Source organism: Oceanobacillus sp. B139/18, from assembly GCF_055524595.1.
The window spans coordinates 37,998-64,587 of the sequence record NZ_JBVFXI010000004.1 but is presented as its reverse complement, the minus strand read 5'-3'; the positions used below and the strand labels follow the sequence as shown (position 1 = coordinate 64,587).

General features: G+C 39.6%; 27 protein-coding genes, 1 pseudogene and 1 riboswitch. Of the genes and pseudogenes, 13 read left to right on the top strand and 15 right to left on the bottom strand.

The window, feature by feature from the left end; genetic code table 11:
- Window position 1: 1 nt before the first annotated feature.
- Window positions 2–1,168, bottom strand: a complete 1,167-nt coding sequence (locus ACZSMY_RS13035; protein ID WP_193062583.1) for an alanine dehydrogenase — start codon at window positions 1,166–1,168, stop codon at window positions 2–4.
- A 212-nt stretch (window positions 1,169–1,380) separates the two neighbouring features.
- Between ACZSMY_RS13035 and ACZSMY_RS13030 the strand changes: the two genes are divergently transcribed.
- The 8 genes and pseudogenes from ACZSMY_RS13030 (at window position 1,381) to ACZSMY_RS12995 (ending at window position 6,458) form a co-directional block, all read left to right on the top strand.
- Window positions 1,381–1,812, top strand: a complete 432-nt coding sequence (locus ACZSMY_RS13030) for a MarR family winged helix-turn-helix transcriptional regulator (RefSeq protein ID WP_244882355.1) — start codon at window positions 1,381–1,383, stop codon at window positions 1,810–1,812.
- A gap of 3 nt (window positions 1,813–1,815) precedes the next feature.
- Window positions 1,816–2,838 (top strand): beta-carotene 15,15'-monooxygenase, encoded by a 1,023-nt coding sequence (locus tag ACZSMY_RS13025; protein ID WP_465147864.1) that lies wholly within the window; start codon window positions 1,816–1,818, stop codon window positions 2,836–2,838.
- Window positions 2,839–3,087: 249 nt separating this feature from the next.
- Entirely contained in the window at window positions 3,088–3,942 is an 855-nt protein-coding gene (locus tag ACZSMY_RS13020) for an aldo/keto reductase (protein ID WP_465147863.1), read from the top strand.
- Between the two features lie 447 nt (window positions 3,943–4,389).
- Window positions 4,390–4,797: a helix-turn-helix domain-containing protein gene (locus tag ACZSMY_RS13015; protein ID WP_465147862.1), complete on the top strand. Its 408-nt coding sequence runs from the start codon at window positions 4,390–4,392 to the stop codon at window positions 4,795–4,797.
- Window positions 4,761–5,249, top strand: coding sequence for an IS3 family transposase (locus ACZSMY_RS13010; RefSeq protein WP_465147861.1), 489 nt, complete (start codon window positions 4,761–4,763; stop codon window positions 5,247–5,249). The genes ACZSMY_RS13015 and ACZSMY_RS13010 overlap by 37 nt, the downstream gene beginning before the upstream one ends.
- A gap of 18 nt (window positions 5,250–5,267) precedes the next feature.
- The gene (locus ACZSMY_RS13005) at window positions 5,268–5,582 is read left to right on the top strand and encodes an IS3 family transposase (protein ID WP_465147860.1); all 315 of its coding nucleotides are present in this window, start codon (window positions 5,268–5,270) and stop codon (window positions 5,580–5,582) included.
- A pseudogene (locus tag ACZSMY_RS13000) lies at window positions 5,567–5,626 on the top strand (hypothetical protein); the annotation flags it as partial. The gene ACZSMY_RS13005 and the pseudogene ACZSMY_RS13000, both read left to right, overlap by 16 nt.
- 148 nt (window positions 5,627–5,774) lie before the next feature.
- A complete protein-coding gene (locus ACZSMY_RS12995; protein ID WP_042531264.1) occupies window positions 5,775–6,458 on the top strand; it encodes a YjjG family noncanonical pyrimidine nucleotidase in 684 nt (227 codons plus the stop codon).
- Window positions 6,459–6,514: 56 nt separating this feature from the next.
- Here ACZSMY_RS12995 and ACZSMY_RS12990 read toward each other — a convergent pair whose 3' ends face one another.
- The 6 genes from ACZSMY_RS12990 to ribD form a co-directional block, all read right to left on the bottom strand.
- Window positions 6,515–7,453: a ring-cleaving dioxygenase gene (locus ACZSMY_RS12990; RefSeq protein ID WP_042531262.1), complete on the bottom strand. Its 939-nt coding sequence runs from the start codon at window positions 7,451–7,453 to the stop codon at window positions 6,515–6,517.
- Between the two features lie 59 nt (window positions 7,454–7,512).
- Window positions 7,513–7,950 (bottom strand): MarR family winged helix-turn-helix transcriptional regulator, encoded by a 438-nt coding sequence (locus ACZSMY_RS12985; RefSeq protein WP_042531260.1) that lies wholly within the window; start codon window positions 7,948–7,950, stop codon window positions 7,513–7,515.
- Window positions 7,951–8,086: 136 nt separating this feature from the next.
- Entirely contained in the window at window positions 8,087–8,554 is a 468-nt protein-coding gene (gene ribH, locus ACZSMY_RS12980) for a 6,7-dimethyl-8-ribityllumazine synthase (protein ID WP_256705566.1), read from the bottom strand.
- Window positions 8,555–8,556: 2 nt separating this feature from the next.
- Window positions 8,557–9,753 carry a 3,4-dihydroxy-2-butanone-4-phosphate synthase gene (ribB, locus tag ACZSMY_RS12975; RefSeq protein WP_465147859.1) on the bottom strand — a complete coding sequence of 399 codons (1,197 nt, stop codon included), beginning with the start codon at window positions 9,751–9,753 and terminating at the stop codon, window positions 8,557–8,559.
- Window positions 9,754–9,766: 13 nt separating this feature from the next.
- Complete coding sequence (locus ACZSMY_RS12970) at window positions 9,767–10,393, bottom strand: riboflavin synthase (protein ID WP_212928578.1); 627 nt, start codon at window positions 10,391–10,393, stop codon at window positions 9,767–9,769.
- On the bottom strand, window positions 10,326–11,453 hold the full coding sequence (gene ribD, locus ACZSMY_RS12965; RefSeq protein ID WP_256705565.1) for a bifunctional diaminohydroxyphosphoribosylaminopyrimidine deaminase/5-amino-6-(5-phosphoribosylamino)uracil reductase RibD: 1,128 nt from the start codon (window positions 11,451–11,453) through the stop codon (window positions 10,326–10,328). The genes ACZSMY_RS12970 and ribD overlap by 68 nt, the downstream gene beginning before the upstream one ends.
- Before the next feature lie 138 nt (window positions 11,454–11,591).
- Window positions 11,592–11,729, bottom strand: a riboswitch (FMN riboswitch).
- 581 nt (window positions 11,730–12,310) lie between these two features.
- Here ribD and ACZSMY_RS12960 point away from each other — a divergent pair.
- Both ACZSMY_RS12960 and ACZSMY_RS12955 read left to right on the top strand, forming a co-directional pair.
- Window positions 12,311–13,717, top strand: a complete 1,407-nt coding sequence (locus tag ACZSMY_RS12960) for a sodium/glutamate symporter (RefSeq protein ID WP_042531249.1) — start codon at window positions 12,311–12,313, stop codon at window positions 13,715–13,717.
- Between the two features lie 561 nt (window positions 13,718–14,278).
- Window positions 14,279–15,817, top strand: a complete 1,539-nt coding sequence (locus tag ACZSMY_RS12955) for a BCCT family transporter (protein WP_042531247.1) — start codon at window positions 14,279–14,281, stop codon at window positions 15,815–15,817.
- Window positions 15,818–16,222: 405 nt separating this feature from the next.
- On the opposite strand, the gene aroA is transcribed toward ACZSMY_RS12955, so the two are convergent.
- The gene (gene aroA / locus ACZSMY_RS12950; RefSeq protein ID WP_256705564.1) at window positions 16,223–17,575 is read right to left on the bottom strand and encodes a 3-phosphoshikimate 1-carboxyvinyltransferase; all 1,353 of its coding nucleotides are present in this window, start codon (window positions 17,573–17,575) and stop codon (window positions 16,223–16,225) included.
- Between the two features lie 61 nt (window positions 17,576–17,636).
- Between aroA and ACZSMY_RS12945 the strand changes: the two genes are divergently transcribed.
- On the top strand, window positions 17,637–18,557 hold the full coding sequence (locus ACZSMY_RS12945) for a LysR family transcriptional regulator (protein ID WP_465147858.1): 921 nt from the start codon (window positions 17,637–17,639) through the stop codon (window positions 18,555–18,557).
- A gap of 62 nt (window positions 18,558–18,619) precedes the next feature.
- Here ACZSMY_RS12945 and ACZSMY_RS12940 read toward each other — a convergent pair whose 3' ends face one another.
- The 4 genes from ACZSMY_RS12940 to ACZSMY_RS12925 form a co-directional block, all read right to left on the bottom strand.
- Window positions 18,620–19,462 carry a DUF4037 domain-containing protein gene (locus ACZSMY_RS12940; RefSeq protein WP_193062550.1) on the bottom strand — a complete coding sequence of 281 codons (843 nt, stop codon included), beginning with the start codon at window positions 19,460–19,462 and terminating at the stop codon, window positions 18,620–18,622.
- Window positions 19,463–19,780: 318 nt separating this feature from the next.
- Window positions 19,781–20,833, bottom strand: coding sequence for a hypothetical protein (locus ACZSMY_RS12935; RefSeq protein WP_465147857.1), 1,053 nt, complete (start codon window positions 20,831–20,833; stop codon window positions 19,781–19,783).
- Between the two features lie 31 nt (window positions 20,834–20,864).
- Window positions 20,865–21,353, bottom strand: coding sequence for a DinB family protein (locus ACZSMY_RS12930; protein WP_256705560.1), 489 nt, complete (start codon window positions 21,351–21,353; stop codon window positions 20,865–20,867).
- 83 nt (window positions 21,354–21,436) lie between these two features.
- The gene (locus tag ACZSMY_RS12925) at window positions 21,437–22,381 is read right to left on the bottom strand and encodes a helix-turn-helix transcriptional regulator (RefSeq protein ID WP_193062544.1); all 945 of its coding nucleotides are present in this window, start codon (window positions 22,379–22,381) and stop codon (window positions 21,437–21,439) included.
- Window positions 22,382–22,637: 256 nt separating this feature from the next.
- On the opposite strand from ACZSMY_RS12925, the gene ACZSMY_RS12920 reads away from it, so the two are divergent.
- Window positions 22,638–23,192 (top strand): nucleotidyltransferase family protein, encoded by a 555-nt coding sequence (locus tag ACZSMY_RS12920; RefSeq protein ID WP_341172414.1) that lies wholly within the window; start codon window positions 22,638–22,640, stop codon window positions 23,190–23,192.
- A gap of 135 nt (window positions 23,193–23,327) precedes the next feature.
- Window positions 23,328–24,836, top strand: coding sequence for an alkaline phosphatase (locus tag ACZSMY_RS12915; RefSeq protein ID WP_256705558.1), 1,509 nt, complete (start codon window positions 23,328–23,330; stop codon window positions 24,834–24,836).
- Window positions 24,837–24,961: 125 nt separating this feature from the next.
- Here ACZSMY_RS12915 and ACZSMY_RS12910 read toward each other — a convergent pair whose 3' ends face one another.
- From ACZSMY_RS12910 to ACZSMY_RS12900, 3 genes are all read right to left on the bottom strand, one after another.
- Window positions 24,962–25,303, bottom strand: coding sequence for a VOC family protein (locus ACZSMY_RS12910; protein ID WP_193062539.1), 342 nt, complete (start codon window positions 25,301–25,303; stop codon window positions 24,962–24,964).
- Between the two features lie 84 nt (window positions 25,304–25,387).
- Window positions 25,388–25,846 carry a DUF3995 domain-containing protein gene (locus ACZSMY_RS12905; RefSeq protein ID WP_226894734.1) on the bottom strand — a complete coding sequence of 153 codons (459 nt, stop codon included), beginning with the start codon at window positions 25,844–25,846 and terminating at the stop codon, window positions 25,388–25,390.
- 106 nt (window positions 25,847–25,952) lie between these two features.
- On the bottom strand, window positions 25,953–26,522 hold the full coding sequence (locus tag ACZSMY_RS12900; protein ID WP_042531235.1) for a DUF4256 domain-containing protein: 570 nt from the start codon (window positions 26,520–26,522) through the stop codon (window positions 25,953–25,955).
- Window positions 26,523–26,590: the final 68 nt, after the last annotated feature.

Here is a 26,590-nt window from a genome sequence, read left to right as displayed (position 1 = left end):
ATTAAATCTTTAAAAAGTTAGTTGATCTTGTCCGCGTTGCCGGCGGCGCAAAGTCTATTTCTTCCTCCTGCAGCTGGAGTACATCTTCCGGACGTGCCCATGGCCGATTTTGAATAGCACTTGTTTCTTCATGTGTTAAGTAGCCTTTATAGGCTGTTAAGCTTCTTCTCAAAAAGCCGTCACGAATGCAGGCCTCCTTCACGCCATGGTTTAAAATAGAACGAATATGCGGAAGCACGGAAGCTGCATAAGCTACTGAGGTAGAATTCGCAATCGCTCCCGGAATATTACTTACACAATAATGCACCACACCATTTTCAACATACATCGGATCTTCATGTGTTGTTTCGCGGAAGGATTCAATGGCACCATCTTCATCATTACTAATATCTACAATAACAGAACCCTTTTCCATTAAGTGAAGCATCTCCCGGTCAATTAAATAATCTTTATTTTCTTTCGGCCACTTCACACAGTTAATCACCATATCAATTTCTGGGAGCAGTTTTTTAATATTCTGCTTTGTGGATAGTTGCGTATTTACCTTTTCGTTATATGTCCTGCCGATATCTCTAAGTACCCCGTAATTTACATCCATCACTGTACACCAGGCGCCTAAAGATTGCAGAACCTGCAGGGAAGACCTTCCAACTAGTCCGCCTCCCAGGATAAGTACCTTCATGCCGGGAGCGCCAGCTAGACCGCTGACAAATTTTCCTTTTCCGCCATTGATTGTCAGCATCGCATTTAACCCCATCAACGCACCCTGCTTTCCAGCTGCTTCACAATTGACGGAGCCAAAACGATGGGAATCCTCTGCAGTAAACGCAACACTCTTGCTGTCGAGAATAGCCTGTACTTGCTCCGGATGCGCCGCCGGATGAATACATGTATAAACAATCTGGTTTTCTCTTAATAATCCATACTCACTTTCTTCTATTTCTTTTACTTTGGCAAGAAAATCACAGCGCTTGTACATTTCTTCTATTGTATCTACCATCTCCGCACCTTCTTGCTCATACTGTTCATTCGTAAAGCCGGCTGAAAAACCAGCATCCTTTTGAACTAAAACGGTATGTCCATCTTCTTTAATGGCAGCCGCCTCAACAGGAGTTAACACCACACGGTATTCTCCTATTTTATTATCCTTTAACACACCAAAAATCATTTCTATTCCTCCAATATCTTTGTGAAGCATTTCTAACATATATATTAATCTAATTAGTATTCTACACATTTAGTCACTTAACAAAGTATAGAATATATTACATGAAATTTCAAAATTATTTTCATTACACATGAGCCCTTAAATTAAAAATACTTTTTATTTAAATTGCTTTATAGTTAAGATAACTTAATTATAAAGCGAGGTGTTTTATAGTGGACTCAAAAATAAAGCTTATTCAAAAAATCAATGCTTCACAAAATCAGCTGAATATCCAACTCGCCAGCAGATATGAGCATGAACTCGATAACCAGCTTACCGCAAAACAAGTGTTACTATTAGAATTGATTCAAAACGGAATTGCTTCCACCAAAGATTTATCCCAGCATTTAAACACTTCTATGAGCGCCGTTAGCCAGCTGCTGAATAAATTGGAAGCGAAGGAATATATCACGCGTCATATTAATAAAGAGAACCGTCGTGAAATCATTTTAAATTTGGCACCGAAGGCAGAATTGTATTTTGATAAACTGCAAGAGCTTAACGATGACATCAATTATCATGTTTATGGGCAGCTTCCTTTAGAGGATTTGCAACATTTAGATCGAATACTTAGCCATTTAAATACCATTGTAGAAGAGGTGTAGTTGATGAATGTGATTCAAAAAGGTAAGTATCTGTGGCTGCTGATACTCAGTCTCATTTTGGTCAGTAATTATATGCTGTATCAAACAGCGGTCGGAGCTGAGGTTTTACCGCCGGAGACTAATCCGGTTGTTTTAGGTTCGTTAATTGATTTAGTTATTATCGGGCCACTATTTTTCATGCTGTATAGAAAGAAATTCTCTATCAAGACAGCTGTTTTATTCGCAGCAGCAGGCTGTATAATAGCAAGACTTCTTATTCCCTCTCACTTGTTAGGCCCTTATGCAACAATTACTTGGGTCGGGATAGGTGCAGAAGCAGCATTGGTGCTTTTTGAGCTTTTATTTGTTATCGCTTTTTTCCGATACCTTCCTAACATCATACAAAAAGTGAAAACAAGCGCATTGCCAGTTATTTTTTCATTCCCAAAAGCAGTGGACCATTATGTAAAGAATAACCCGATTATCCATGTGATTTGCTCGGAGTTTTTGGTTTTTTACTATGCGCTTTTCACTTGGAAAAAGACACCGCCAAACGGGATAACACTCCATAAAAAATCAAACTTTATCGCCTTTCAGATTATGATGATTCATGCAATTATTGTGGAAACGCTCGCTATTCATTGGTGGCTTCACGAAAAGTCTATTGTTATTTCTATAATTTTATTGATTCTTAATATCTATTCGGTGATTTTTTTGATAGCGAGTATTCAATCCATCCGCCTGAATCCAATATATACAGATGAAAAGGCTCTCTATGTATCATTCGGAATATTAAAACGGGTCAAAATTAATTTTCAGGATATTGAGAGCATAGTAGAGGATTCTGTTGTTTTGAAAAGTAAATTAGAAAAGGATACCATTGATTTTATCGCAAAGGATTTTGAGCAGGTTTATCCAGATATGATTTTAAAAATGAAAAATCCAGTTAAAGCAACTTTATTTATGGGGATTCAAAAGGAATATTCCAAGATCGCCATTAAGTCAGATGATCCGGAAAAACTGAAGGCTGTTATTTTTGCTAAGTGACAATAATGATTGATTACGAAGATCTCCTCATTCCAACAATCTGTACCGAATTAGTGTAGGATTTTTTTAAATTGGGTATAGTAATTATGGACATCCTAGCAAGAGATGTAAACATGAAATACGGGTAATGTGACCTGAGTTTGATGATTGACCGGAAGCTCTGTTGCTGAAGGCAGCTTGTTGTTTTCATAATGGCAGACATCTATCATTCTCAGCTTACATTACAAAGTTTGTAAAGGAGATGAGATTGTGACTGTTAGTCATAACGGTTTTATTCTAAATGATGGTTCCGTACTTCCCTTCGTAGGACTAGGCACGATTGGTATTGACGGGGATCAGGGTACATTTGAAATTTTAAACGCCTTGAACCTGGGATACCGTTTAATCGATACTTCTACAAACTATAACAATGAAGGTATTGTCGGGGAAGCCGTGCGTCGATCTGCACTCCCAAGAGAAGAAATTTTAATCAGTGCGAAATTGCCCGGCTCGCACCATGAATACGATAAGGCATTTATCTTTATTCAGGAATCTCTGCGCCGCATGGGTCTAGAATATTTTGACAAGTATTTAATTCATTGGCCGAACCCTAAAGACGGCAAATATGTAGACGCTTGGAAGGCTTTAGTCGATGCTCAGAAACAAGGATTAATCAGAACCATCGGTGTTTCTAACTTTGAACCCGAACATTTAGATAACATTATCGAAGAAACAGGTGTGACGCCTGCTACAAATCAGGTAGAACGTCATCCGTATTTTCATAATAACCGCAAGGTTGAAGAAAATGAAAAACGGGGCATTCTTACGGAAGCCTGGAGTCCTTTTGGCCGGGGTTATCTGAATGACGTGCTGGAAAATGCCACAATAAAAGAAATTGCGGATAGATACGATAAAACTCCGGCACAAATTATTGTGAATTGGAACTATCAGGCTGGCGTATTTACTATTCCAAAATCAAGCAATCCAATGCATCAAAAAGATAATATCAATAGCACCAACTTTGAATTATCTCCTGAGGATATGAAAACAATTGATTCGTTGGATAAAGGGGAAGACGGCCGTGTAGAAGGACAGGATCCCAACGAATATCACGAATATGTATAGACCGGCCATTTTTTGGCATTACAGCCTTTTAAATGAAGGGAAATTTCCTTTAGCGGGCATTTTTTGACGCATAAACATTTTCGATGGAGCGAGGAATCGTCCTATCGAAAAACGTTGTCTCAGACGTCTTGAGGACCTGTGTTCTGCAGGGGCAATCCAAACAGAGCCCATTACTGCGATAAACTCAGTGAAAAATTTTTTAAAAACGGCCGTGCTTCCTTTTAACATGTAAGAGGCGGTACCGACCCCCGAAAGTTAGAGTAGAAAAATCTAATTTTTGGGGGTGTTTTTATGGCCAAATATAATGAAGAATTTAAAATAAAATTGGTCACTGAGTATTTGTATGGGAACCTTGGATATATATCGTTGGCAAAAAAATATAATATGTCTAGCCCTAGTCCAATAAAAAATTGGGTAAGCTCCTATAAATCACAGGGAATGGGTGGATTGAAACGAAGAAAGACGAAGGAGGAGTATTCTGTTCAATTTAAATTAGATGCGGTACAATTTATGTTAGAAACAGGTGCTTCTTATCAAGAAACTGCTGTTCGATTTCATTTGAACAACCATTCCTTAATTGTACGCTGGATGAAATCATTGCGTGAACAAGGAATAGAAGGCCTGAAACCAAGACCAAAGGGGCGACCTTCTATGTCTAAAAAACCGAATAAACAGAAGAAAAAGGAAGAAAAGAAGTTAACACGCGAAGAAGAATTAGAACGTGAGAATGAATTATTGCGACTAGAAAATGCATACCTAAAAAAGTTGAGAGCTTTTCGGGAGGATCCGAATGCCTTCTACGAAAAGCACAAGCAAAGGTGGCATTCGAACTCAAAGAAGAAGGATTCCGATTAAAAGATATACTTTGTGTTGTAGGTATTCCTGAAGCAACCTACCATTATCACGTAAAGCATTTTGGCAGAGAAGACACGGATACAGCAATAAAAGAACGCATTACATTCCTGTTTAAAAAGTTTCATGAACGCTATGGTTATAAACGTATCACGAAAGAATTAAAGAAATTAGGGCATGAAATTAATCATAAAAAAGTGTATCGCATTATGCGAGAATTAGGTTTAAAATGTGTGAAATTTATGCGGAAATCCCGCAAATATAATTCCTATAAGGGAAAGATTGGTAAAGTGACGAAAAATCGAATATCCCGCTGTTTTGACACACCTATTCCTCTTCAAAAACTAGTAACAGATATTACAGAATTCAAATGTCTTGGAGAAGAGAAATTATATTTAAATCCGATTCTTGACCTTTACAACGGAGAAATTATTGCGTATGAAATCAAGAAGTGACCAACGTTAGATCTTGTCATGGAACCTTTAAAAGAAACGATGGAGATCCTAAAGAATCGGGCAACCTACCGTACCACGCTTCATTCCGATCAAGGCTGGCATTATCAACACAACCAATGGGTGAAGACTTTAAAAGAAAATAAAGTATTCCAAAGCATGTCACGCAAAGCAACCTGTGCAGATAACGCTTCGATGGAGAATTTCTTCGGTATTTTAAAGCAAGAAATGTACCATGGAGAAGAATTGGTAAGTTATGAAGAATTAAAAAACAGATTGAAGAATATATCTACTGATATAATCATGAACGAGCAAAAGAGAAATTGGCTGGGCTGAGTCCAGTCGAATACCGAACTCAATCCAGCCAATCAGCTGCATAACACAACTCTAACTTTTAGGGATAACCACCGGCTCGGCTGTTTTTGTTTATTTTTAATTTCCGCTCCTGTTCTCGCCAAACTCTGTAACTTTTCTCCATAATTGCTATAATGAACAAGTAAGATGCTTAAAAGGGAGAGGAACAAAGCAATGAAATACGATGTAATATTTTTTGATTTGGATGATACATTATTTGACTTTGGCAAATCAGAGAAAGGGGCTTTACAAAAAACATTTGAAGCCTTTGGATTGCCGAATGGACTTATAGACTATCGGAGCAGCTACCGGGAAATCAGCAATGTGCTCTGGGGCGAATTGGAGCAAGGAAAGCTGTCGATAACAAAATTAGGGACAGAACGCTTTAGAAGATTATTTGAAAAGCATGGTCTTTCTTTGGATGGAACAGCATTTAACCATGCTTACCTTGAAAATTTAAGCAAAGAAATATACCTGGTGGATGGTGCTGACATCTTATTTGATTCGCTTCCTGAACAGCGTTCCGCGATTATCACGAACGGGTTTAAGCATGTGCAATTACCTAAGATTGGAAATTCACCGCTTCATAACACGTTTGAAGCGGTAATTATTTCAGAGGAAACAGGTTTTCAAAAACCGGATTATCGCATATTTGATTATGCTTTTTCCAAGCTTGGACTCACCGATAAAGCAAACGCATTAATGGTCGGAGATTCCTTAACCTCTGATATGCAGGGCGGTATAAACTATGGAATTGATACATGCTGGTTTAATCCCGACCATAAGGGAAACTTGACAGGAATGGAGCCTACATATGAAATCAATCATTTAACAGAGCTTATTCCGATTGCTAAATGATGGATAGCCAAAGAAGGAAGGTTCCGTATGAAACCTTCCTTCTTTGCTGTTTTTTTCTATTCAATCGGAGCTAGATTTGCTTCAATTTCAGCACGCTTTTCTTCTAAGAATGGCGGTAAATCAAGTTTTTCCCCCAAATGCTCCACATCCCCATCAACAGTGAATCCTGGACCATCTGTCGCGATTTCAAATAAAATACCATTGGACTCGCGGAAATATAAGCTTTTAAAGTAGAAACGGTCCACGATGCCCGATGAACGGAATCCGCGTTCCTTGACTTGTTCTTCCCAATATTGAAGCTCTTCATGGCTTTTTACACGAATCGCTACATGATGAACGCTGCCGCGACCTGGTCTTTCCGTAGGACCGTCTAAATATTTCACAACGATTTCTCCAAAAGCCTGGCCCGGAACAGATTGAAAAATAGCTTCCCGCTCGCTGCGGCTGACCTCTGTATAACCAAACATATCTGTCAATGTGGACGCCAGCTTATCCAGTCTTTTTACGGTTATCTCCACGGATCCCATACCTTGGATTTGATGTTCAGCAGGTACTTCTGATTTTTCCCAGGTTTCCCAATGGTCTGCTTTTTCTCCATTGGCAACAAGCAATACCATCTGCAGTCCTTCCGGGTCTTCGAATTTCATTGCAGTTCGATTGGCATAGGTTGTTATCCCGCCGTGTAAAACATTGTACGTATCAAAGCGTTCTTCCCAATAACGCAGACTCTCTTCCGATGGAACTAAGAGACCAATCCGAGTAATAGCATTCGTCCCCCGATGTGTGTGTCCAACCATCGGGATTTCGAAAAAGGTTAACTCCGTGCCTGGACTGCCTGTTTTATCCCCATAAAATAAGTGATACATGGAAGGATCATCTTGGTTCACTGTCATTTTCACACGACGTAAACCTAATACATCACGATAAAAACGATTATTTTCATTTGCATTTTTTGTAACCATCGAAATATGATGGTGTCCTGGAATGGTATACATAACCAATTCCTCCTTTATCAGTTTACTAGTCAAGTTATAATAAAAAAATAATAGACGTATTATTTTTTTAATTTGCTTTCTGTATGCTTTTGCAGCTTCGACATCAGCGTATATAATGTTCGCTGTTCTTCTTCTGTTAAACAGTCATCCACTACAGATGTTTGAAAAGCCAGCTGATTTTCAAAAACTTCCTCTATCTTGGTTTCTCCCTTTGACGTCAAACTTATCCATTTTGTTTTCCAATCCTGCTTACGCTGAATGTATCCTTCCTGCTCCAGCCGGGCAAGCATACGTGAAATGCCTCCCTCTGACACGGTCACTCGGGCAGCAAGCTCACTCTGCGTAAGAGGTTGATAAGACCAGACTTGGTTTAATACATCAAATTGGGCAACGGTAATATCAAATTGCTTTAGAAAGTCATTGGACAGCTGATTGCTCTGATGCATGAAGCGGACAATCCGAAGCCAAATCAAGGAACCAAGGGTATTCTTTTTCATTCGCCTCATATCCTTTCTATATCTTCATTTTACTACTCAAGTGATAATAATGCAACAAAAATATATTTAATTAAAGATATTTTTTCGTATTAAAAGAAGGCTACCCTTGATATGGATAACCTTCCTTTCATGTACATTAAGCATGAATCCGTTTATTCAACGAAACCATTTCCAATAAACCTAACGCTGCTTCTCCACCCTTATTCCCTGCTTTTGTACCAGCTCTCTCCAATGCCTGCTCAATCGTTTCTGTTGTCAGCACACCAAACATTACTGGAATTTCTGCGTTCAATCCGATTTGCGCGATGCCTTTGGCTGCTTCATTACTGACAAGTTCATAATGTGTGGTTGCGCCGCGAATAACTGCTCCCAGTGTAATAATTCCATCGTACTTTTTTGTCTTTTCCACCTGCTTTGTCACATATGGAAGCTCAAAAGCACCCGGCACCCAGAAAATATCGATATCTTCTTCGCTTACCCCATGCCTTTTCAAAATATCCTTGGCACCTTCCAATAATTTAGATGTAATCAACTCATTAAACCTGGAAACCGTGATAGCTACTTTTAATTGCTCTCCTTGAAACATTCCTTCATATACAGTCATAATCATTCTCCTTCTACAGATAATAAATGGTGAAATTTATCTTTTTTTATTTTTAAATAGTGTTTATTTTCATGATAAACAGTTGTTTCTAATGGCACCCTTTGAGCCACCTCAATACCGTATTGCTGTAATTCCTTTACTTTATCCGGATTATTCGTCAGCAAACGGATTTTTGATATCCCTTCCTTTTTCAAGAGCCATGCGGCGATATCATAATGGCGCTCATCCGGAAGAAAGCCGAGAGAAACATTCGCTTCATAGGTGTCTGCACCCTGCTCCTGTAATTCATATGTCTTTAATTTATTGAGCAGTCCAATTCCTCTTCCTTCCTGCCTTAGGTATAGAATGGCACCGCGCCCTGCATCGGCAATCATTTGCATGGCTCTTTCCAGCTGTTCCCCGCAATCACAGCGATGGGAACCGAAAATATCTCCGGTTAAGCACTCTGAATGCACTCTGACTAAGATCGGCTCCTCAGTGTCCTTGATTTCTCCCATCGATAAGACGAGCTGATCTTTGCCTTCTTTGTCCTGATAAAGGGACAAGTCAAAGTCTCCACGCTTGGTCGGAAGCTTCACTTTAGCATTTGCCTGGATATTGGAATAAGCCAAATAAGTTGCAAGCTCTTCGATGGTTACCAGCGGCATACCCCACTCTGCCGCAAGCTGTTTTAAATCCTGCAGCCGGGCCATCTCTCCGTCTTCCTTTAAAATCTCGCAAATATAAGCTGCTTCGCTGTCTCCTGCCAGTTTTGCTAAATCGACCGCAGCCTCTGTATGTCCCCTGCGTTCCAGTACTCCGCCGTTCTTTGCTATTAACGGAAAAATATGACCTGGTCTGTTGAAATCAGCCGCTTGGCTACTTCTATTTGCCAATTCCTGAATTGTCTTTGCCCGTTCAAATGCAGATATCCCTGTGGTTGTTTCTTTATGGTCCACGCTGATAGTAAATGCTGTTTGATACTCGTCTGTATTTTCACTGGTCATTTCCCATAAATTTAAGTTCTTGGCAATGTTTTCGGAAACTGGCGCACAAATCAATCCCCGGGCATGCTTTGTCATAAAATTGATTGTTTCCGCAGTTGCTTTGCTGGAAAGCCCAACTAAATCACCCTCTGATTCCCGCTCCTCATCATCCGCAACAATAATCAGCCGTCCTTGTTTCAATGCAGTAACTGCAGCTTCGATATGGTTTATCATCTTTATTTCCCCTCTATTCTCCAGCGTATTTACTTAACATTTGATTCTTTCCTGTGCCTATCATGGCTTTGATATATTTTCCGAGTATGTCCGTCTCTACATTCACGAATTCACCTTGTTTTAACTGTCCCAGATTGGTGTGATTCATTGAATAAGGAATGAGTGAAATACTAAATGATCCTGGTGTGACAGCTGACACGGTCAAGCTTGTCCCATTAACCGCAACCGAACCTTGGGCCACGATTTCTCCTTGTATTTCCGGTGGATAATAGAACGTGAGAACAATGGAATTCTCCTTTTTTACTTTTTTAATCAATCGTGTGGTGATATCTGCATGACCTGAAACAATATGCCCCTCTAAGCGTCCATTCGCAGGCATCGCCCGTTCCAGATTCACCGCCGCATGTACATGCACATCAGAGAATGTTGTTTTATGAAATGTTTCCGGCATAATGTCTACGGTAAAATCTGAATCGGTCACTTCGATGGCAGTTAAGCACACTCCATTGATTGCCATACTGTCTCCAATTTGATAATCCTGTAGAAGTTCGCTGGAGGCCGTGCATGTCAATTCAATATGCCGGCTTGCTTTTCTGATTTTCTTGACTGTCCCTACTTCCTGAATCAACCCTGTAAACATCCTTCTTCCCCCTCCTGCTTACGATTCGTATATCTTCACCAACGGCTTCCACACTCTGTAAAGCTAAAGGCATTACTGACGAAACCTTTCTATCACTGTAAAAAGCGGACACTCCATTGCCGCCAATCAGCTTAGGCGAGATGTACGTAATCACTTCTTCAAATTTATTTTCTGCCAGGAATGCATCATGAATTTTGCTTCCGCCTTCCACATAAACCGATTGAATCCCCTCTTTCTGCAGGTAATCAACTACTTTTGGGATGGTCCAGTACTGGTCTGGTATTAACCGGACATGCTCCGGCGTATTCGCGATGGAATCGTTTTTTGTAAACACCCAGACTGGAACAGCTTCTTGATAAATCTGGTACTTTTCAAAATCCAGTGCTTGTCCTCTCCGGTCTAAAATAATGCGAACTGGCGGAAAATCAGTGATTACATTTGGTAATAGCTTGGGATCATCCGCTAAAATGGTTCGGCTCCCTGTCAAAATAGCCTGGTAATATTGCCGCTCTTCACGTACTTTTTTATAGGTTTCCTCTCCAGTGAGATACGTCCGCTGAGACGGATCAATAGAGAGCTTCCCATCCAGGCTGACAGCTTGCTTTAATACAATATACGGCCGCTTTCTCCTATGAAAATAGTTATAATGCTTGTTTAACGCTTCCGCCTTTTCCTGCAATATACCGGAAACGACTTGTATCCCTTGTGATTCTAAATAAGCTTTTCCTTTGCCTGCTACCACAGGGTTGGGGTCAAGCTGTGCAATCACAACCTTGGAAATACCGCTGTCTATAATCATTTGGGTACAAGGGGGCTGTTTTCCGGTATGATTACAGGGCTCCAGCGTCACATATATCGTTGCATCAATCATCTCTTCGGGCGATTCACATTGGTCGACAGCCATTTTTTCTGCATGCTTGTCACCGTATTTCGAATGATAGCCGGTCGCTAAAATGACACCGTCTTTCACGATTACTGCACCGACTAATGGATTAGTATATGTCTTTCCTCTTCCTAAACCAGCAAGCTCTATGGCTTGCTCCATGTACCGTTCGTCCATGCGTTCCCTCCTTTCTTAAACACGAAAAAGCCCCGTGAAAAAATCACGGGGCGTCCTTAAATAAACTATATCCAATACACCTGAACAGTTTTTATGTACGCAAAAAAGAGTACACTACACCCATTCATGTGTTGACTTACTTTTCTTCTCCCATCCAGACTATTACTGTCGGCTCTAGAATCTCACTAGATCCACCGCTAAACGCGGGTCACGGACTTCAAACTCGATATGTTTGTCACCGCCGGTCGGGAATTACACCCTGCCCCGAAGAATAATATTAAATTTTGTTATTAGCTTTTGTTACCTTTAATGCTCTCACATAGCTTGTTATATGGCTTATCACTATATTAATTAAATTTCCAATATCCTGTTATATCCTTAAAAACCTACCAAAATCCTACCAAGAATCTTAATTCAAATTCTGACATGTTAAAAATGATAATATCAGTTAAAAGTGTAAAATGCAAGACATTATTTTTATCACGAGTTAATGTTCATTGAAAACAAAGACGATTCTTTATTATTGTTTATTTCACTCTTTAAATTTCCAAAAAATAATTAATAAACCATCCTAATTCACCACCTATAATAAGCCCTCACACCGGTTACCCTCCCCATATAAGCCCTATCCCGCCTAAGAACACGGCACACCAAAAGTAAAATTAAAAAGCAATATAATACGAGATAAAGCAGTCATTTCAAGTTCTATTCCAGAGATACTTATGTAACATTGACGTACGCTAAAGAGAATATGACATGTTTTTCATAGTATTATGACGGGTATAGTGAAGTTCAATATTTTTTATTTCATTTCTACTTGGAAATCCTCTTAAAATTTTATGAAAAGGAGTTTATCTATGTCCTTACAAATTGTCGGTTTTGCTGTTATTATACTAGCCGCTCTGCTCGTAATCGGGAAGCTTATCCGATTGAAAATCCCCATCCTTCAAAAACTCTTCTTACCTACGTCTTTGATAGGTGGTTTCTTAGCACTCTTATTGGGGCCGGAAGTATTAGGCCGGCTAACTACAGATGGTTTTCTTGATGCTGGCTTCTTTACTGAAGATATGGTAGAAGTTTGGGCGGGTTTACCTGAGCTATTGATTAATATTGTTTTTGCATGTTTATTTATTGGATTTATCTTACCAAAGCCTAGAAAGATGTGGAGGGTTGGCGGACCGCAAATAGCCTTAGGCTACACAATATCCTGGGCTCAATACGTAGTAGGTATATTACTAACGCTTACCGTATTAACCCCCTTTTTTGGACTTAGTCCTGCAGCAGGAGCACTGATTGAAATTAGCTTTGTTGGCGGCCATGGCACTGCTGCCGGCTTACAAAGTACATTTGAAGAACTCGGATTCTCTGAAGGTTATGACCTTGCTATTGGTTTAGCAACGGTAGGAATACTGTCCGGCGTAGTAATTGGTATGATTATGGTGAATTGGGCTGCACGAAAAGGGAAATCGCAGACGTTACGTCATCCCGATGAAATTTCTTTTGAACAACGAACGGGCATTATCAATAAAGAACACCGTAAATCGGCAGGTACGAAAACTACCTCTCCGCTATCAATTGAACCATTTGCATTTCACTTAGGTCTAATTGGTATTTCTATATTCATTGGTTATGTACTATTAGAAGCGTTTGTTTGGTTAGAAGATGCAACGTATGGAAGCGCACTGGATATTTATTTATTTGAATATGTTCCTTTGTTTCCATTTGCAATGATTGGCGGGATAATTGTCCAAATCTTTCTATCCCGCTTTGATTATCATGAACTAGTTGATCGGGATACGATTAACACAATACAAGGAGTAGCACTGGATTTTCTAATCATTAGTGCCATGGCTTCACTAAGCTTGCAAGTAATTGGAGCTAATATCATTCCATTTATTTTACTTTCCATTGTCGGTATAGCTCTTAATATCTTCCTCTTCCTATATCTCGGACCTAAGATGATTCCGAGTTACTGGTTTGAACGAGGAATTGGAGATTTTGGTCAAAGTACCGGAGTTGCAGCGACAGGAATAATGCTTATGCGTATTGTGGATCCAGAGAATAAATCGCCTGCACTCAATGCGTTTGGTTATAAACAAATATTATTTGAACCAATGGTTGGTGGCGGCCTTGTAACTGCTGCTTCCGTACCATTTATCATCCAATTTGGAGCAATTCCTGTATTAATAGCAGTGATTTTATTAACCACTGCATTTTGGTTATTAGGTACCCTATACTTTGGAAAAAGGAAAGAATTCGATTAGCATATGAGCAACAGCATGAGTACTATTTCATGTTGTTGCTTTTTAACTCTGAAGCACCAGAAAATAATACCCCTAACGAGAATAACCAAGATACTGCAACATTTGCTGAATCTGGGGCTTCTTTTAATAATCCATCAATAGACAAAGCGTCAGGCTGATAGGCCGTAGTCATTGTACTTGAAGTACCAGCTCCTGCAATTATTTCACCAGTTGCAATAACTTTTATCGTTGACTTGTTTCTAATGTTATTTCTTCTACATCTTCTTTAACCAATAATTATTTTGCAAAAAAAGAGATAATTTCAAATAAGGATGTATGATTGACAATCTGATTAAAGTGATTTAGGGTATAGAACGGTGGAATTATACTTCCGTTGCTGGAGTATGATTCCACTTTTTATTTTTCTGCGTTTCTGTTGCCTATTTCATGATAATAAAAGAACATGTCGGGGCTTTTTCGCATTTCCCCTCGTAAAAAAAGTATATACTCATTAAATAGAAATTGGGATTCGGAGGAAGAATAAATGGATAGAATAATTAACAAACTGGAGGAAAAGAAGTAATGCAAGCTTCAAATAAAAAGAAGAACTCTTTAGATTTACCTACATTTCTGATAAGTGGCGGTGCGCTTATCCTATTTGTCATAGCCGCGCTGGTTAACGCAGACTTTGTTGCAAATATGGTGGACACTTTATTTGGCTGGTCAGCTACTTATTTTGGAATCATTTATCAGATCGTTATACTTGGAACGTTTTTTATAGCTTTAATATTAGCCTTTTCGAAATATGGAAAAATCCGTTTGGGGAATATTGATAAACCGGAAATGAGTACATTTAAATGGATTTCTATAATTATGTGTACTTTATTAGCTGGAGGCGGTGTGTTTTGGGCAGCCGCAGAACCTTTGAGTCATTTTCTGGAGGTTCCTCCTCATTTTTCAGGAATTGAAAATGCATCACCGGAGGCCGTTGTACCTGCGCTTGCAATGAGCTTTGTTGATTGGGGATTCCTCTCATGGGCGATTTTAGGGACACTTGGCACGATTGTGTTGATGTATTCCCATTATCATAAAGGAATGCCATTAAAGCCAAGATCCCTTCTCTATCCAATCTTTGGAGAAAAAGTTATTTATAAAAGTGCATTTGGAACCATTGTCGATTCCTTTGCAATTATTTCTGTTGCAGCTGGAACGATTGGTCCGATTGGATTTTTAGGATTGCAGGCGGGCTACGGATTGAGCGCCATTACAAACATTCCGGACACACTCGCCGTTCATATTACCATTATTATTTTACTCGTTGTCGCCGCAGCTATTTCTGCTGTATCCGGCCTTCATCGGGGAATTCAACTTTTAAGCAGCTTTAATGTTATTTTGGCGGTAGCATTAATTATTGGCGTATTGATACTTGGCCCAGGATATTTTATTTTCAATCATTATCTTGAAGCGTTCGGGCTTTATGTGAACGAACTTATTCCATTCAGCACTTATCGCGGTGATGAGGGATGGCTCAACTTATGGACTGTATTTTTCTTTGCATGGTTTATCGGCTACGGTCCAATGATGGCTGTTTTTTCTGCCCGCATTTCGCGTGGACGGACCATTCGCGAGCTTATTGTAGCTGTTGCAATTATAGCTCCTGTCGTTTCGACTATCTGGTTTGCTGTTATCGGCGGCACTGGAATTTTCCAGGAATTAGAACTTCCAGGATCGATATCGACCGCCTTGAATGAATCCGGGCAACCTGCTGCCATGATGGCGATTACGGAACAATTACCGCTAGGTACCATTTTCAGTTTCTTGTTTCTATTAGCCACAATCATCTTTGTATTAACAACAACAGATTCTATGTCACTAACAATATCCATGGCTATCTCCGGTAACGGGCATCCGCCAAGATGGTTAAGAGCCTTCTTTGCGATGGTTATGGGCTTAGTAGCTATTGTCCTTGTATCCGTTGGTGAAAACAGTGTCAATTCATTACAGTCGTTTATCGTTGTTACTGCTGTCCCAGTTGTGTTCTTATTGCTGACTACCTTCTGGACAGCTCCGAAAGCATGTAAAGACTTGTATGAGAATCATAAAAAAGAGACGTTATCATAATCCTTCCTTCATTTCTTGAAGTGGAGGTCTTATAGCCAGCTATACTGTGCTGAATCATATCGGAACCAGCCTTTCTCTAATTTTGAAGGAAGGCTGGTTTTTATATAGGCTAAACATACATTATTAGACAATCCATTATAACATAATATTCCCAATATTATGTTATAATGGATTTCGGATGCAGGACCAACTGGTGCAACAAAAGAAATCACACCGCTGCCGTACCCTCTATTTAATTTTCATACAGATAATATTGATCAGGCTTATCAGCATATTAAAAAATTACAATATGAGATCGTATCGGAAATCGTAGAATTTGTTGATTTTGCTTATTTTAATATAAGCGACCCTGATTGCAATATAATTATGATATGCACTGGATAAGCAGCAGCCGCTTTGTAATTATCAAGCTTGATGCTTTGTTATCCTCACACCTAAATCCTCCAATAACGCAAAATATGGTGGAAATGTTTTAGAAACACAGCCGGGATCGTTTAACTCGATTCCTTCTGCTCTTGCTCCGATCAAGGCCAATGCCATCGCAACCCGGTGATCATCATAGGTGTTTAATAAGGCTGGTTTCGGCTTGCCAGGATAAACTTTTAACCCGTCGTTAAATTCTTCTGTTATGATCCCCAGCTGGGTTAATGCTTTACAGATAACACTTATCCGGTCAGATTCGTGATGGCGGATATGTGCAACACCTTTAATCGTTATTGGACCATCTGCGAAAGGCGCGATTGCCGCTAAAGTCAATGCCTGATCAGACATCTCTTTCATGGATATCTCAAAATCGCCTTTTAGTTTCATTGTGCCCTCTAATTCAATAAAATCAGCGCCCTTCGTAACCCGACAGCCCATTTGTTCAAAGACCTCCAGCATCTGAATATCCGGCTGTTTGGTTTTCTCTGTCAAACCATTTATCCGTATCCTTCCGTTTGTCACCGCCGCCAGCGCCAAAAAGTAGCAGGCCGCAGAGGCATCTGGCTCCAGTTGGATATCTTTCGCTTTGTACCCTTGAGGATTTATAACGATTTGCTGGAGCGCATGATCATCTTGTACATCTGCACCATACTCCTTCATTAAATCCAGGGTTAAATAAACATAGGCATGCTGCACAATTTCGTCCTTGATGGTTACTGTCGTGGTTTCATTGAAACACGGTGCAGCAATCAATATCCCGCTGATAAATTGACTGGATATTGCACCTGAAAGGCTGACTTCTCCACCTTTCATTTCAGTTCCTTTAATCCGCAATGGATAATAATCTTTCGCAGCTAAATAATCGATTTCAGCACCAAGCTCTTTTAAAGCGTCAATAAGCGGTGCAACCGGTCTTTTACGCATGCTTTGACTCGCCTCCAGCTCCCACTCTCCTTCATGACACGCAGCCAAGACTCCTGGCAGAAATCTTGCAATGGTTCCAGCTGAACCTATATATAAATCAGCAGAATTCCACCAACCTCTGTTTCCATTGACATACGCTGTATTACCCTGAAGCTTGATATTCACTCCTAATTTTTTTAATGCCTCGATACACCAATAGGAATCATCACTTTTTAAGATGCCGCTTATTTGGGATTTACCGTCTGCTAAAGCGCTCATGATAAGCGCTCTGTTTGTCAGACTTTTACTTCCTGGAATAGTAATAGAATCCTCTATTCTATGCTTCCCAGGCGAAACAGTTATCCTTTCAATCCCTTGCAAAGAGGTCCAGGGACTTCTGGCTTTGCTGTCAAACATAAGATTTTCCTCCATCTTTATCTCCCCTTCTAACCGATGCTGTTTGTTCTTCATTATAATTTGGATTATGATATAAATGAAATTGTTATTTTTAATAAGAGCTATAGGTGGTGTCTATATCATAAATACAGACTTATATCGTGTATTTTACATAACAGCTATTGAAAAGAACTTTAGTAAAGCCGCACATCGTCTTTTTATTACGCAGCCAAGTGTGAGTCATTCCATTAAACAGCTGGAGAACGAACTGGGTATGCAGCTATTCACCAGAACATCAAAGGGAGTTCTGCTGACAAAGGAAGGGGACGTGTTATTTGATTATCTCAAACAAGCGTTTGATTTAATTCATCATGCAGAACAAAAAATGACAGAAATGAAAAATCTACAAAACGGGTCTGTTACCGTTGGAGGGAGTGATTCCACATGCAAGCATTATCTTCTTCCCTATATACAAACCTTTCAAGAGTTATATCCCGACATCCAAATCAGGTTACAGCATGGCTCGACACCACAGATTCTAGAAAAACTGGAAAATGGACTGATTGATATTGGCATTGTTCATCTGCCAGTGCATCAAAATAATATTTCTATAACGGAGTTTTTAAGTCTTCACACTACATTTGTTGCCGGGAAGAAGTTTCAGCACTTATCGAAAGAAAGACTTTCTCTGTCAGCAATCCAAGAATATCCGCTTATTTCTTTTTCCGAAGCAAGCAGCTCCAGGAAATTTCTAAATCAGCTTTTTCTTACACGAGAATTGGAAGTGCAGTCTGATATAGAAGTTGGCAGCGTGGAATTATTAATCGAATGTGCAAAAATTGGTATGGGTATTGCGTTTGTTGCGAAAGAGCTTGTATCAAAGGAGTTAGCTGGTAAGGAACTATTTGAAGTGAGCATCGATGAAGATATTGAAAAAAGACAAATTGGATTGGCCACGAAGAAAAATGCTTCCTTGTCTTTGGCAGCTGACACTTTTTTAAATTATTTGTTAAGCTGACTGAATTTTATGGAATATGGAACACGAATAAGAAAAGGGCATCAGCAGCTCTCCGCCGTATCCTATGCCCTCCCATCCTGCTCAGGCCGCAAAAATAACGACTTATCGATAACTGGTGAGATGTCTATTTGCGGGTATTCGCGCTGTATAAGCTGGTAAACCTCCTGCACGATTTTTTCTAATTCCTTTAGAGAATCTGTGGGATTATCCAAGAAAACAGACGCTAGACGGCTGTATATATTTTCAGGGACAATTGTCATTAATTCCAATGTCTGCCTTTGCCATTTAAAAGCAGGATGATGGACATACTGTTTATTTAAGCCAGACAGCATGCCCATGAGGTGTGTTTGAACATCTGTCATTACTTTATATAGCATCAGCCAGTCTTTCCGATGTAGCAATGCAGCTCGGTTTGTCCAGCTATTACTTAAAAACATATATTCTTTTATCATGGCGATACTCAATTCATCCGGATAGGAATGTACCTTTTCCTTCAAATCCTGTATAAGCGACTTCCCGCTTAACGCAGCACCATCATATACAGCCGCTGCAATACATTGTTTATATACATCGGGGTTAAAAAACACAATGACATCCTCTATGATCTCTGCAATCGTTTGTGTTAGAAAATTACTTATTTCTAATTTTATTCCCTCTGTAATAAAGCTTTCTGACCATTCCTCTTCTTCATAAGGGTGAAAATCAATGATATTTCCTGCCAGCTTTGTAATTGGCTTTTTTCTATCCTCCTCTGTCGGCGACTCTTTCCAGAAAATAAACAGTTCAATATCGGAATAGGAATCATGCCAGTTTCTGGATACTGAACCGCCTAATAAAACAGCTTCTACTTTGGGATTAGCTTGATACATTTTTGAAGCTTTGGATGCTAATTTATTTAAGTCCATGATACCGTGCACCTCCTTACGCCACTTAAAAGTACTCTATTCATCACTTTTTTAATTATTCTCCGTCTATGAATTTCCCCATTAGCATAGATTGTTCGTACTTTCCGCATCATTTTTGATGATATGTTTAAACCCCGCTTCATCAATATAGGCTTCTCCTTTTTCCCTATCCATATATTCTGTTTCTCCATCTATTGGCAGTCTGATATTCGAAAATCTTTTGGCATCTTTTTCTTTAGCAGTTCTTATCAGATATTCAGCGCTGCGGGCATGAATTTTTTCTGGTTAGCTATCATAATCTCTTTTCATCTTTTCTCCTTATAGCTGGTCTCCATTAAAACACACAATACGGGTTGTTTCCTCTGGATATCCTGCTCTGACAGCAGAAATGATTTCATCTTTCCTTTTTTCCGCCTCTTTCTCTTCCAAGCAGAGCACAACATCCTCTACATCATGCGGACCAATCCGCCAATGTCCAAGCACTGCTCCTTTCCATTCGCCATCAATTAAAAGATACTGAAGAACTTCACTTCCTTTAAACCGGTCTTTCAGTTCATCCAAATCTGCTCTGACTAAATAATCTGATTTACCCAGCATAAATACAGATTGTGGCATCTCGTTATCCGTTAAATCTAAATCCTTCTTCTGAACGAACCCTTCCCCAAGTCCATCCACTTCTAACTTTACAATCGCTTCTCTTTCCATTAACACGGTTAAAGCGCCTTGGATTGTTTTCAGCTTTAATTGGGTCCAGCCTTTAATTTGATCTAAGGTGGCAAATACCATTACATCAAAAAAACGTAACAGCATCTGGGCTGCTGCTGAAGTACTATCTAGCTCCCATTCTATCTCCGGCCACTCTGTTTTAAAATCGAACCAGCCTGTATTCCAATCCGTATCTATTTGTAACTCATAAACTAAAAAAGCTTCCTGCAATCTTTTTAAGGCAGCAGTAATTTCTCGTGCTTTAAAAGGCAGTTCCTCTTTCAGCTGATTCTTTGATATACCGCCAGATTGTTGAATCATGGATAAAATCTCTTTTTGGAGCCCCGTCATTTTGGGGATAGGTTTTCGGAAAATAGTGCTATAAAGACTCAAATCATCTTCTAGTACGTATCCGATACGCCCGCCTTGAAAACGACCTTTTACTAACTGATGTTTTTTACGTATGCTTTCTGACAAAAAGGCATCATTAAAAGCTATCCTATGCACCAGCTGTGGCGGTTCGCCTGGACGGCTATTAAAAACCGGCGCTACAGGCTGTAATTTCTGAAATAGCTGTTTATAGGCTTTGATATCTTGCCTATCTTCAAGCGGCTTTGTTAATCTTTGCCTTTGTAAGCGTTCGCAAATAATTGTTTTCTTATTCAAATCAGATGCACCCCCACCTATTTCTTCTCTATTAAACATAAAGGTCAAACATATTAATATCGTAACCAAGCTGCTTTAAATAGTTAAAGAATTGCCCCCGATGATGAAATAGGTGAGAAACTTCTTCCACGAGCCAATGCGCCTGTGTTTCCCCTTTTTCCAGGTAAAAGGGTTTCGTCTTTTTCGTTAAAAAATCGTCAACTGACAAGGAAAGCATATAATTTTTGTACAATTGTAAGCCTTGATTCATCGCTTCAATCAGTTCCTCAGAAGATTCCAGCTTCTCATATTTTGATTCTAACTGTTTAATGGTCTCCTGATCCTTTTCCTGCCAAAGATTCAAGTCTACTTCTGGTATCGATACGATGTGTTGCGCCAACTCCCTGAGGCTGCGCATATTTTCTGCCGGCCGGTAATTCCAATCCTTCTCCTCCACCTTTTTTAACAATCCTTCCATAGACTGGATACCAAGATCCAACTCTGCTAATAACTCGTCTCTTAAAATAGCTGCAGCATTCATTACGCTCATCCTTTCATTGTTTTTTCTACCCTATCATGGAATCATGACAAATCCTGTCATCATTGATAAAAATAGTTGAAAAATTAATGGTATCTCTCCAGCAAATCTTTTAACTTTCTTTTCATAAGGGCTATTGCTTCTTCTGGTTCTATAATTTGCGCTTCCCTGCCAAAATTCCAGACCAGATCAACAAAGTATGTCAGCTCGGTCTTTGGTATGTTCATTTTCACCCAGCCAGCTCCATCCTGCCGCTTCTGAACATGCCTTTCTAAATCCATTTCTGACATCGCCCGCCGTACTCCTTCTCGTGTTAACTCCACTGTAAACGGAATCGGGTCAGAAACCTCAGATTCTGATAGCTCAATCCAGTCCATCACGGATGAATAAGGCAATTCCTGCCCTTTTTCATTAGTAAGCTCCGCTTTTTTTATTCGATCTGCACGAAATAAACGAATATCCTCACGCAGAAAACAATAGGCCGGACAATACCAGAAACCATTATGACTGTACAAGCCGATGGGCTGAATCATTCTCTCTTTTATTTCCTTTTGACTGTCATATTGAATCGTAAGCATAGATTGATCTACCGCTGCATTTAATAATATATCCAGTTCATTTGCGGTCTGTACACGACTTGGATTCCAAAAAACAATCCGGTCCTTCATCGTATCGATACGCATTCTCGCATCATTTGGCAGGTAGCTATATAATTTCTTTAAAACATAGCCTGTTTCTGTTTCAAATGGTAAAGCCCCGATAAATTGCAAAGATTGAAAAGCAAAATAAAGGGCAATGGCTTCTGACTCTTTTAATAAAACTGGAGGAAGCATCCGCTCGTTCAATACATAATAGCCGCCATCCGCGCCAACTTCTGAATAAAGCGGCACCCCCAGCTCACTTAATTCATCCAAATCTCTGAGAATCGTCCGGTAGGAAACATTAAATTCCTCTGCCAGCTCTCTCGCTGTGAATTTGCGTTTTGCATTTACTGTCATCATTAGCTCAATTAAACGTTTGGTTTTCGACATGGCATTTCCTCCATTCGCATGCAAGGCAGGGGCTAGGTATATGAGTTACATGAGAACACTTTCAAATTTCCTTTTGTCTTTATTGCACTGTTAACTTCATATTCTCTTTATTTTATCACGGAAAACCGTCCGTAAAACTCCCATTGAGTGAAGTTTCGTTTTATATTCAGATATTTCTATAAAATAATTTGTGCAGCATTTCATTCAGTCTGATTATGCTATACAATATAGACAGATAAAAAAGGGCGTGGTACATATGATAGAGTTCGAAGACAGATTAATAGCGATTCTCCAGCAAGACAGCTATATCCTATCGATTTTACAAACAGTAGACAGATTACAACTGAATGATTGTTGGGTTGCTGCGGGATTAATCAGAAGTAAAGTTTGGGATATCTTATATGATTATCATACAAAAATAAATGATATTGATGTTATTTATTTTGACCAAACGGATCTTTCCGAAGTTACAGAGAAAAAACTAGAAGCGAAATTAGAAAAATGGATGCCTGGACAGCCATGGTCTGTGAAAAATCAAGCGAGGATGCATTTAAAGAATAACAACCTCCCTTATACCTCTTCCTTTGATGGTGTTTCTCACTTTCCTGAGACACCCACTGCCGTTGCTGCGCAGATGTCTCACCATGAAATTAAAATAATGGCTCCTCATGGTTTACAAGATTTATTTCAAGGCATTGTCAAACCAACGCCGGATTATGTAAAAGGTACAAGGCTCCATTCTATTTATAGAGAACGGATGCATAATAAAAAATGGGATTCAGTCTGGAAAAATTTAATTATAGAATATTAATGCGATACATGAAAACTTATCCTTATCTTATTAATAAAAAACAGAACATTACATATTATTTACATTCTATTCATCCTCAGTTAAAGTCTGCCACCTACAATGAAGTTAGATTCAATTTCGAAGGAGGATAATGGTATGTTAAAAAAGCTTGGAGTGACAGCGTTAAGTGCCGGAATTATTTTTTCAGGAGTAAGTACCACAGCAGCGAGCGCAGACGGAAACAGCCAATTGAATAATAGCGGAGAAAATGGAGAGAAGGCGGAAAATATCATTTATATGATACCCGATGGTTTTAACGCTGACTACGCAACCAATTATCGGCATTATAAAGGGGAGCCTGCCGTATGGGATAACCATTTGCAAGGAATGTATACTACATATTCCGCTGATTCCAATATTACCGACTCCGCTGCAGCAGGTACAGCTATGGCAACAGGTGTCAAAACGAATAATGGCGTTATTGGGTTGGACCCTGAAGGTAACCCGCAGCAGACGATTTTAGAAGCATCACAGAACAAAGATATGTCTACGGGACTAGTTGCTACTTCCACGATTACACATGCCACTCCAGCGGCATTTGGTGCTCATGTGGATGACCGGAACAAGGAAACTGAGATTGCCAGACAATTAATAGATAATGAGATTGATGTCTTACTTGGTGGCGGAAAAAATAATTTCCTTCCAGAATCAGCAGGCGGAAATCAAGAAGAAACGAACGTGCTTCAGCAAGCAGAAGAGCAAGGATATCAGCTTATTGAAAATCGCAATCAATTATTGGAAGCAGATATTGATTTAGAAAATGAGAATTTACTGGGACTATTCGCAGATGATGCCATGTCACCGGAATTGCATCGTGATACGGAGGAAGAGCCTAGTCTTGCAGAAATGACGCAAACTGCCATTGATACCCTAAACAAAGATGAAGACGGCTTTTTTCTGATGGTAGAAGGAAGCCAGATTGACTGGGCAGGTCATGACAATGATGCAGCATGGGCAATGACAGATGTAGGCGCTTTTGAAGAAGCAGTTCAAGAAGCAATGGATTTCGCTGAAAAGGATGGCAATACACTGGTTGTTGTTGGAGGAGATCATGAAACAGGCGGCATGACCGCAGGGGCTAACGGTTCAGGAACAGCAAATCCAGAGTTGCTTCATAGTGTAACGGCAACTGGTGAGAATATTGCTGCAGATCTAAATGAGGATCGCTCCAACACGAAAGAAGTGGTTGGTAACTATACGGATATGGAATTATCAGAAGAAGAAATTCAATCCATTCAAGAAGCAGAAGACCCTAAGATGGCTATTAACGCAGTCATCAGTGCAAAGGCCAATGTCGGATGGACAAGTACCAATCACACAGGGGTGGATATTCCCGTCTACGCATATGGACCAGGAGCTGATCAATTTTCAGGATCACTCGATAATACAGATTTACCAAAAATCATCGCTGATGCGGCAGAAATGGAACTAGGCGGAGAAATCAGCCAAAATCATTCTGAAGAAGAAGCCTATACGGTTAAACCTGGAGACACCTTATTTGAAATTGGCCTAAAATATAATTATTTATGGACAACATTGCAGGAAATCAATCAATTTCCAAATCCGCATTTGATTTATCCAGGCGACGAAGTGTATTTTAAATAAGTGTCTAGACAAAATTTAGATGCAGCTTATTAGACTTCTTTGAAAATCCCTGTGAATACGAGTTTATTACGTACTCGGTGATTCACAGGGATTTTTGAATACCTTAAATAAATGAATTTTTAATTTTACTCAGACAAAATCTCAACAGTAAATCCGCCCGGAGCCTCCACATAAAACGTATATCCATGAGATTCAATGGGTGAATCTACTTCATAACCATCCTCTTTCAACAGTTTATTTATTTGATTTACTTTCTCTCTGCTTTCTTGCGGGAATCCAATATGAAAGGTTTTCGGATATTGAACACCTTTTCCTTTCATCAGCGTCAAAACGAATTGATTATCGTCAAACATAGCTGCAAAACCTTTGCCACGACTATTCACACATGTCATTTCAAGGTATTTCTCCAGAAATTCCCGCGAAGCTTCCACGTCGTTTACTGTTAGGTTTAGATGTTTTAATTGCATACGATCCCCTCCTTACAATGAATAAAATTTCCAGCATTGAAATAATAGCTGTTTGACAAATATACCTGAAGCAAGCGTACAACCTTAAACAGAGCGATATTTTTTCACAGAGAAAAAATAACAAATTCCGCCTATCATCCAAAACGGCTCCCAAAAAACCAATCTCCAAAAGGTTGCATGGGCTTCTAAATCCATATCCAACATAGCAAATGCACTCATTGAAATCGTGATAAAATTTAAGAATCCATACATAAATAAGAATACGCCTGCAAGCTTTGCTAGGTAATAAAGCGCCTTGGCGATAACCGCATTTTTCCATGAAACGAGCAGCAGCAATAGCAATAATGCGCCTAATAATTTCACAAAGCCCGTCAGCCATACAATGCGAACAAAGGAAGGTTCCGGATCAAGCGACATTTCGTAGATTGCTCCGCCCAGAGATCTGACACCAAGCATTCCGCCCATCGCCCAATAAAAGCTCATACCGGCAAAAAGAACCGTCCAAATAATGCCTAAAATAAGCCATCCTCGATTGACCAGCAAATAAATGCTCCTCTCTGCTCTGTTATTCTTTGTACAAATAAAAAAGAATCAAGAATTGTCGGTTTACATCCATTCCTGATTCTCCATATCCTTCTCCTGCTTACTGCTACACTCGTAACATCCCCCGGAACCCACGGGAACCATAATAGGATTCCGCGCCATTATGATATACGAAAACATGCCCAAAACGGAAATCACAAAAAAGTGCTCCGCCTCGTTCTCTAATATCCGTCGGTGTCTTTACCCAGGTTGATGTTTTCGCATCAAAAGTTCCAAGCTTTTGGAGTTCGCGGTATTGGTCTTCCGTTAACATTTCAATGCCCATATCCGTTGCCATATCTATCGCACTATTTTCCGGTTTGTGCTTCTTTCTTGATTCTAATGCAGCCCGGTCATAGCACACACTTCTGCGTCCTTTAGGACTTTCTTTCGAGCAGTCTACAAAGATATATTCTTCCCTTTCCTCATCATATCCAATTACATCCGGCTCGCCTTCCGTTCTCTCCATTTCAAATAAGGAGATTAATTTTTCGGAATTCCCCTCCAGCTTGGCTTGAATCGGTTCCCATTCCAGACCCTGATGACGCTCCGTATTCTTTTCAAAACGCGTCTTTAATTTCCCCAGTAATTCTTCCTGTTCCGCTTGAGAAAGCTCTTTTTTATTTTCTGCTGTCATATTTAGTCTCCTTACGTTTTAGATTATTTCATCTAATCTTATTATATCCATTTAGGAAGGTTATTTCA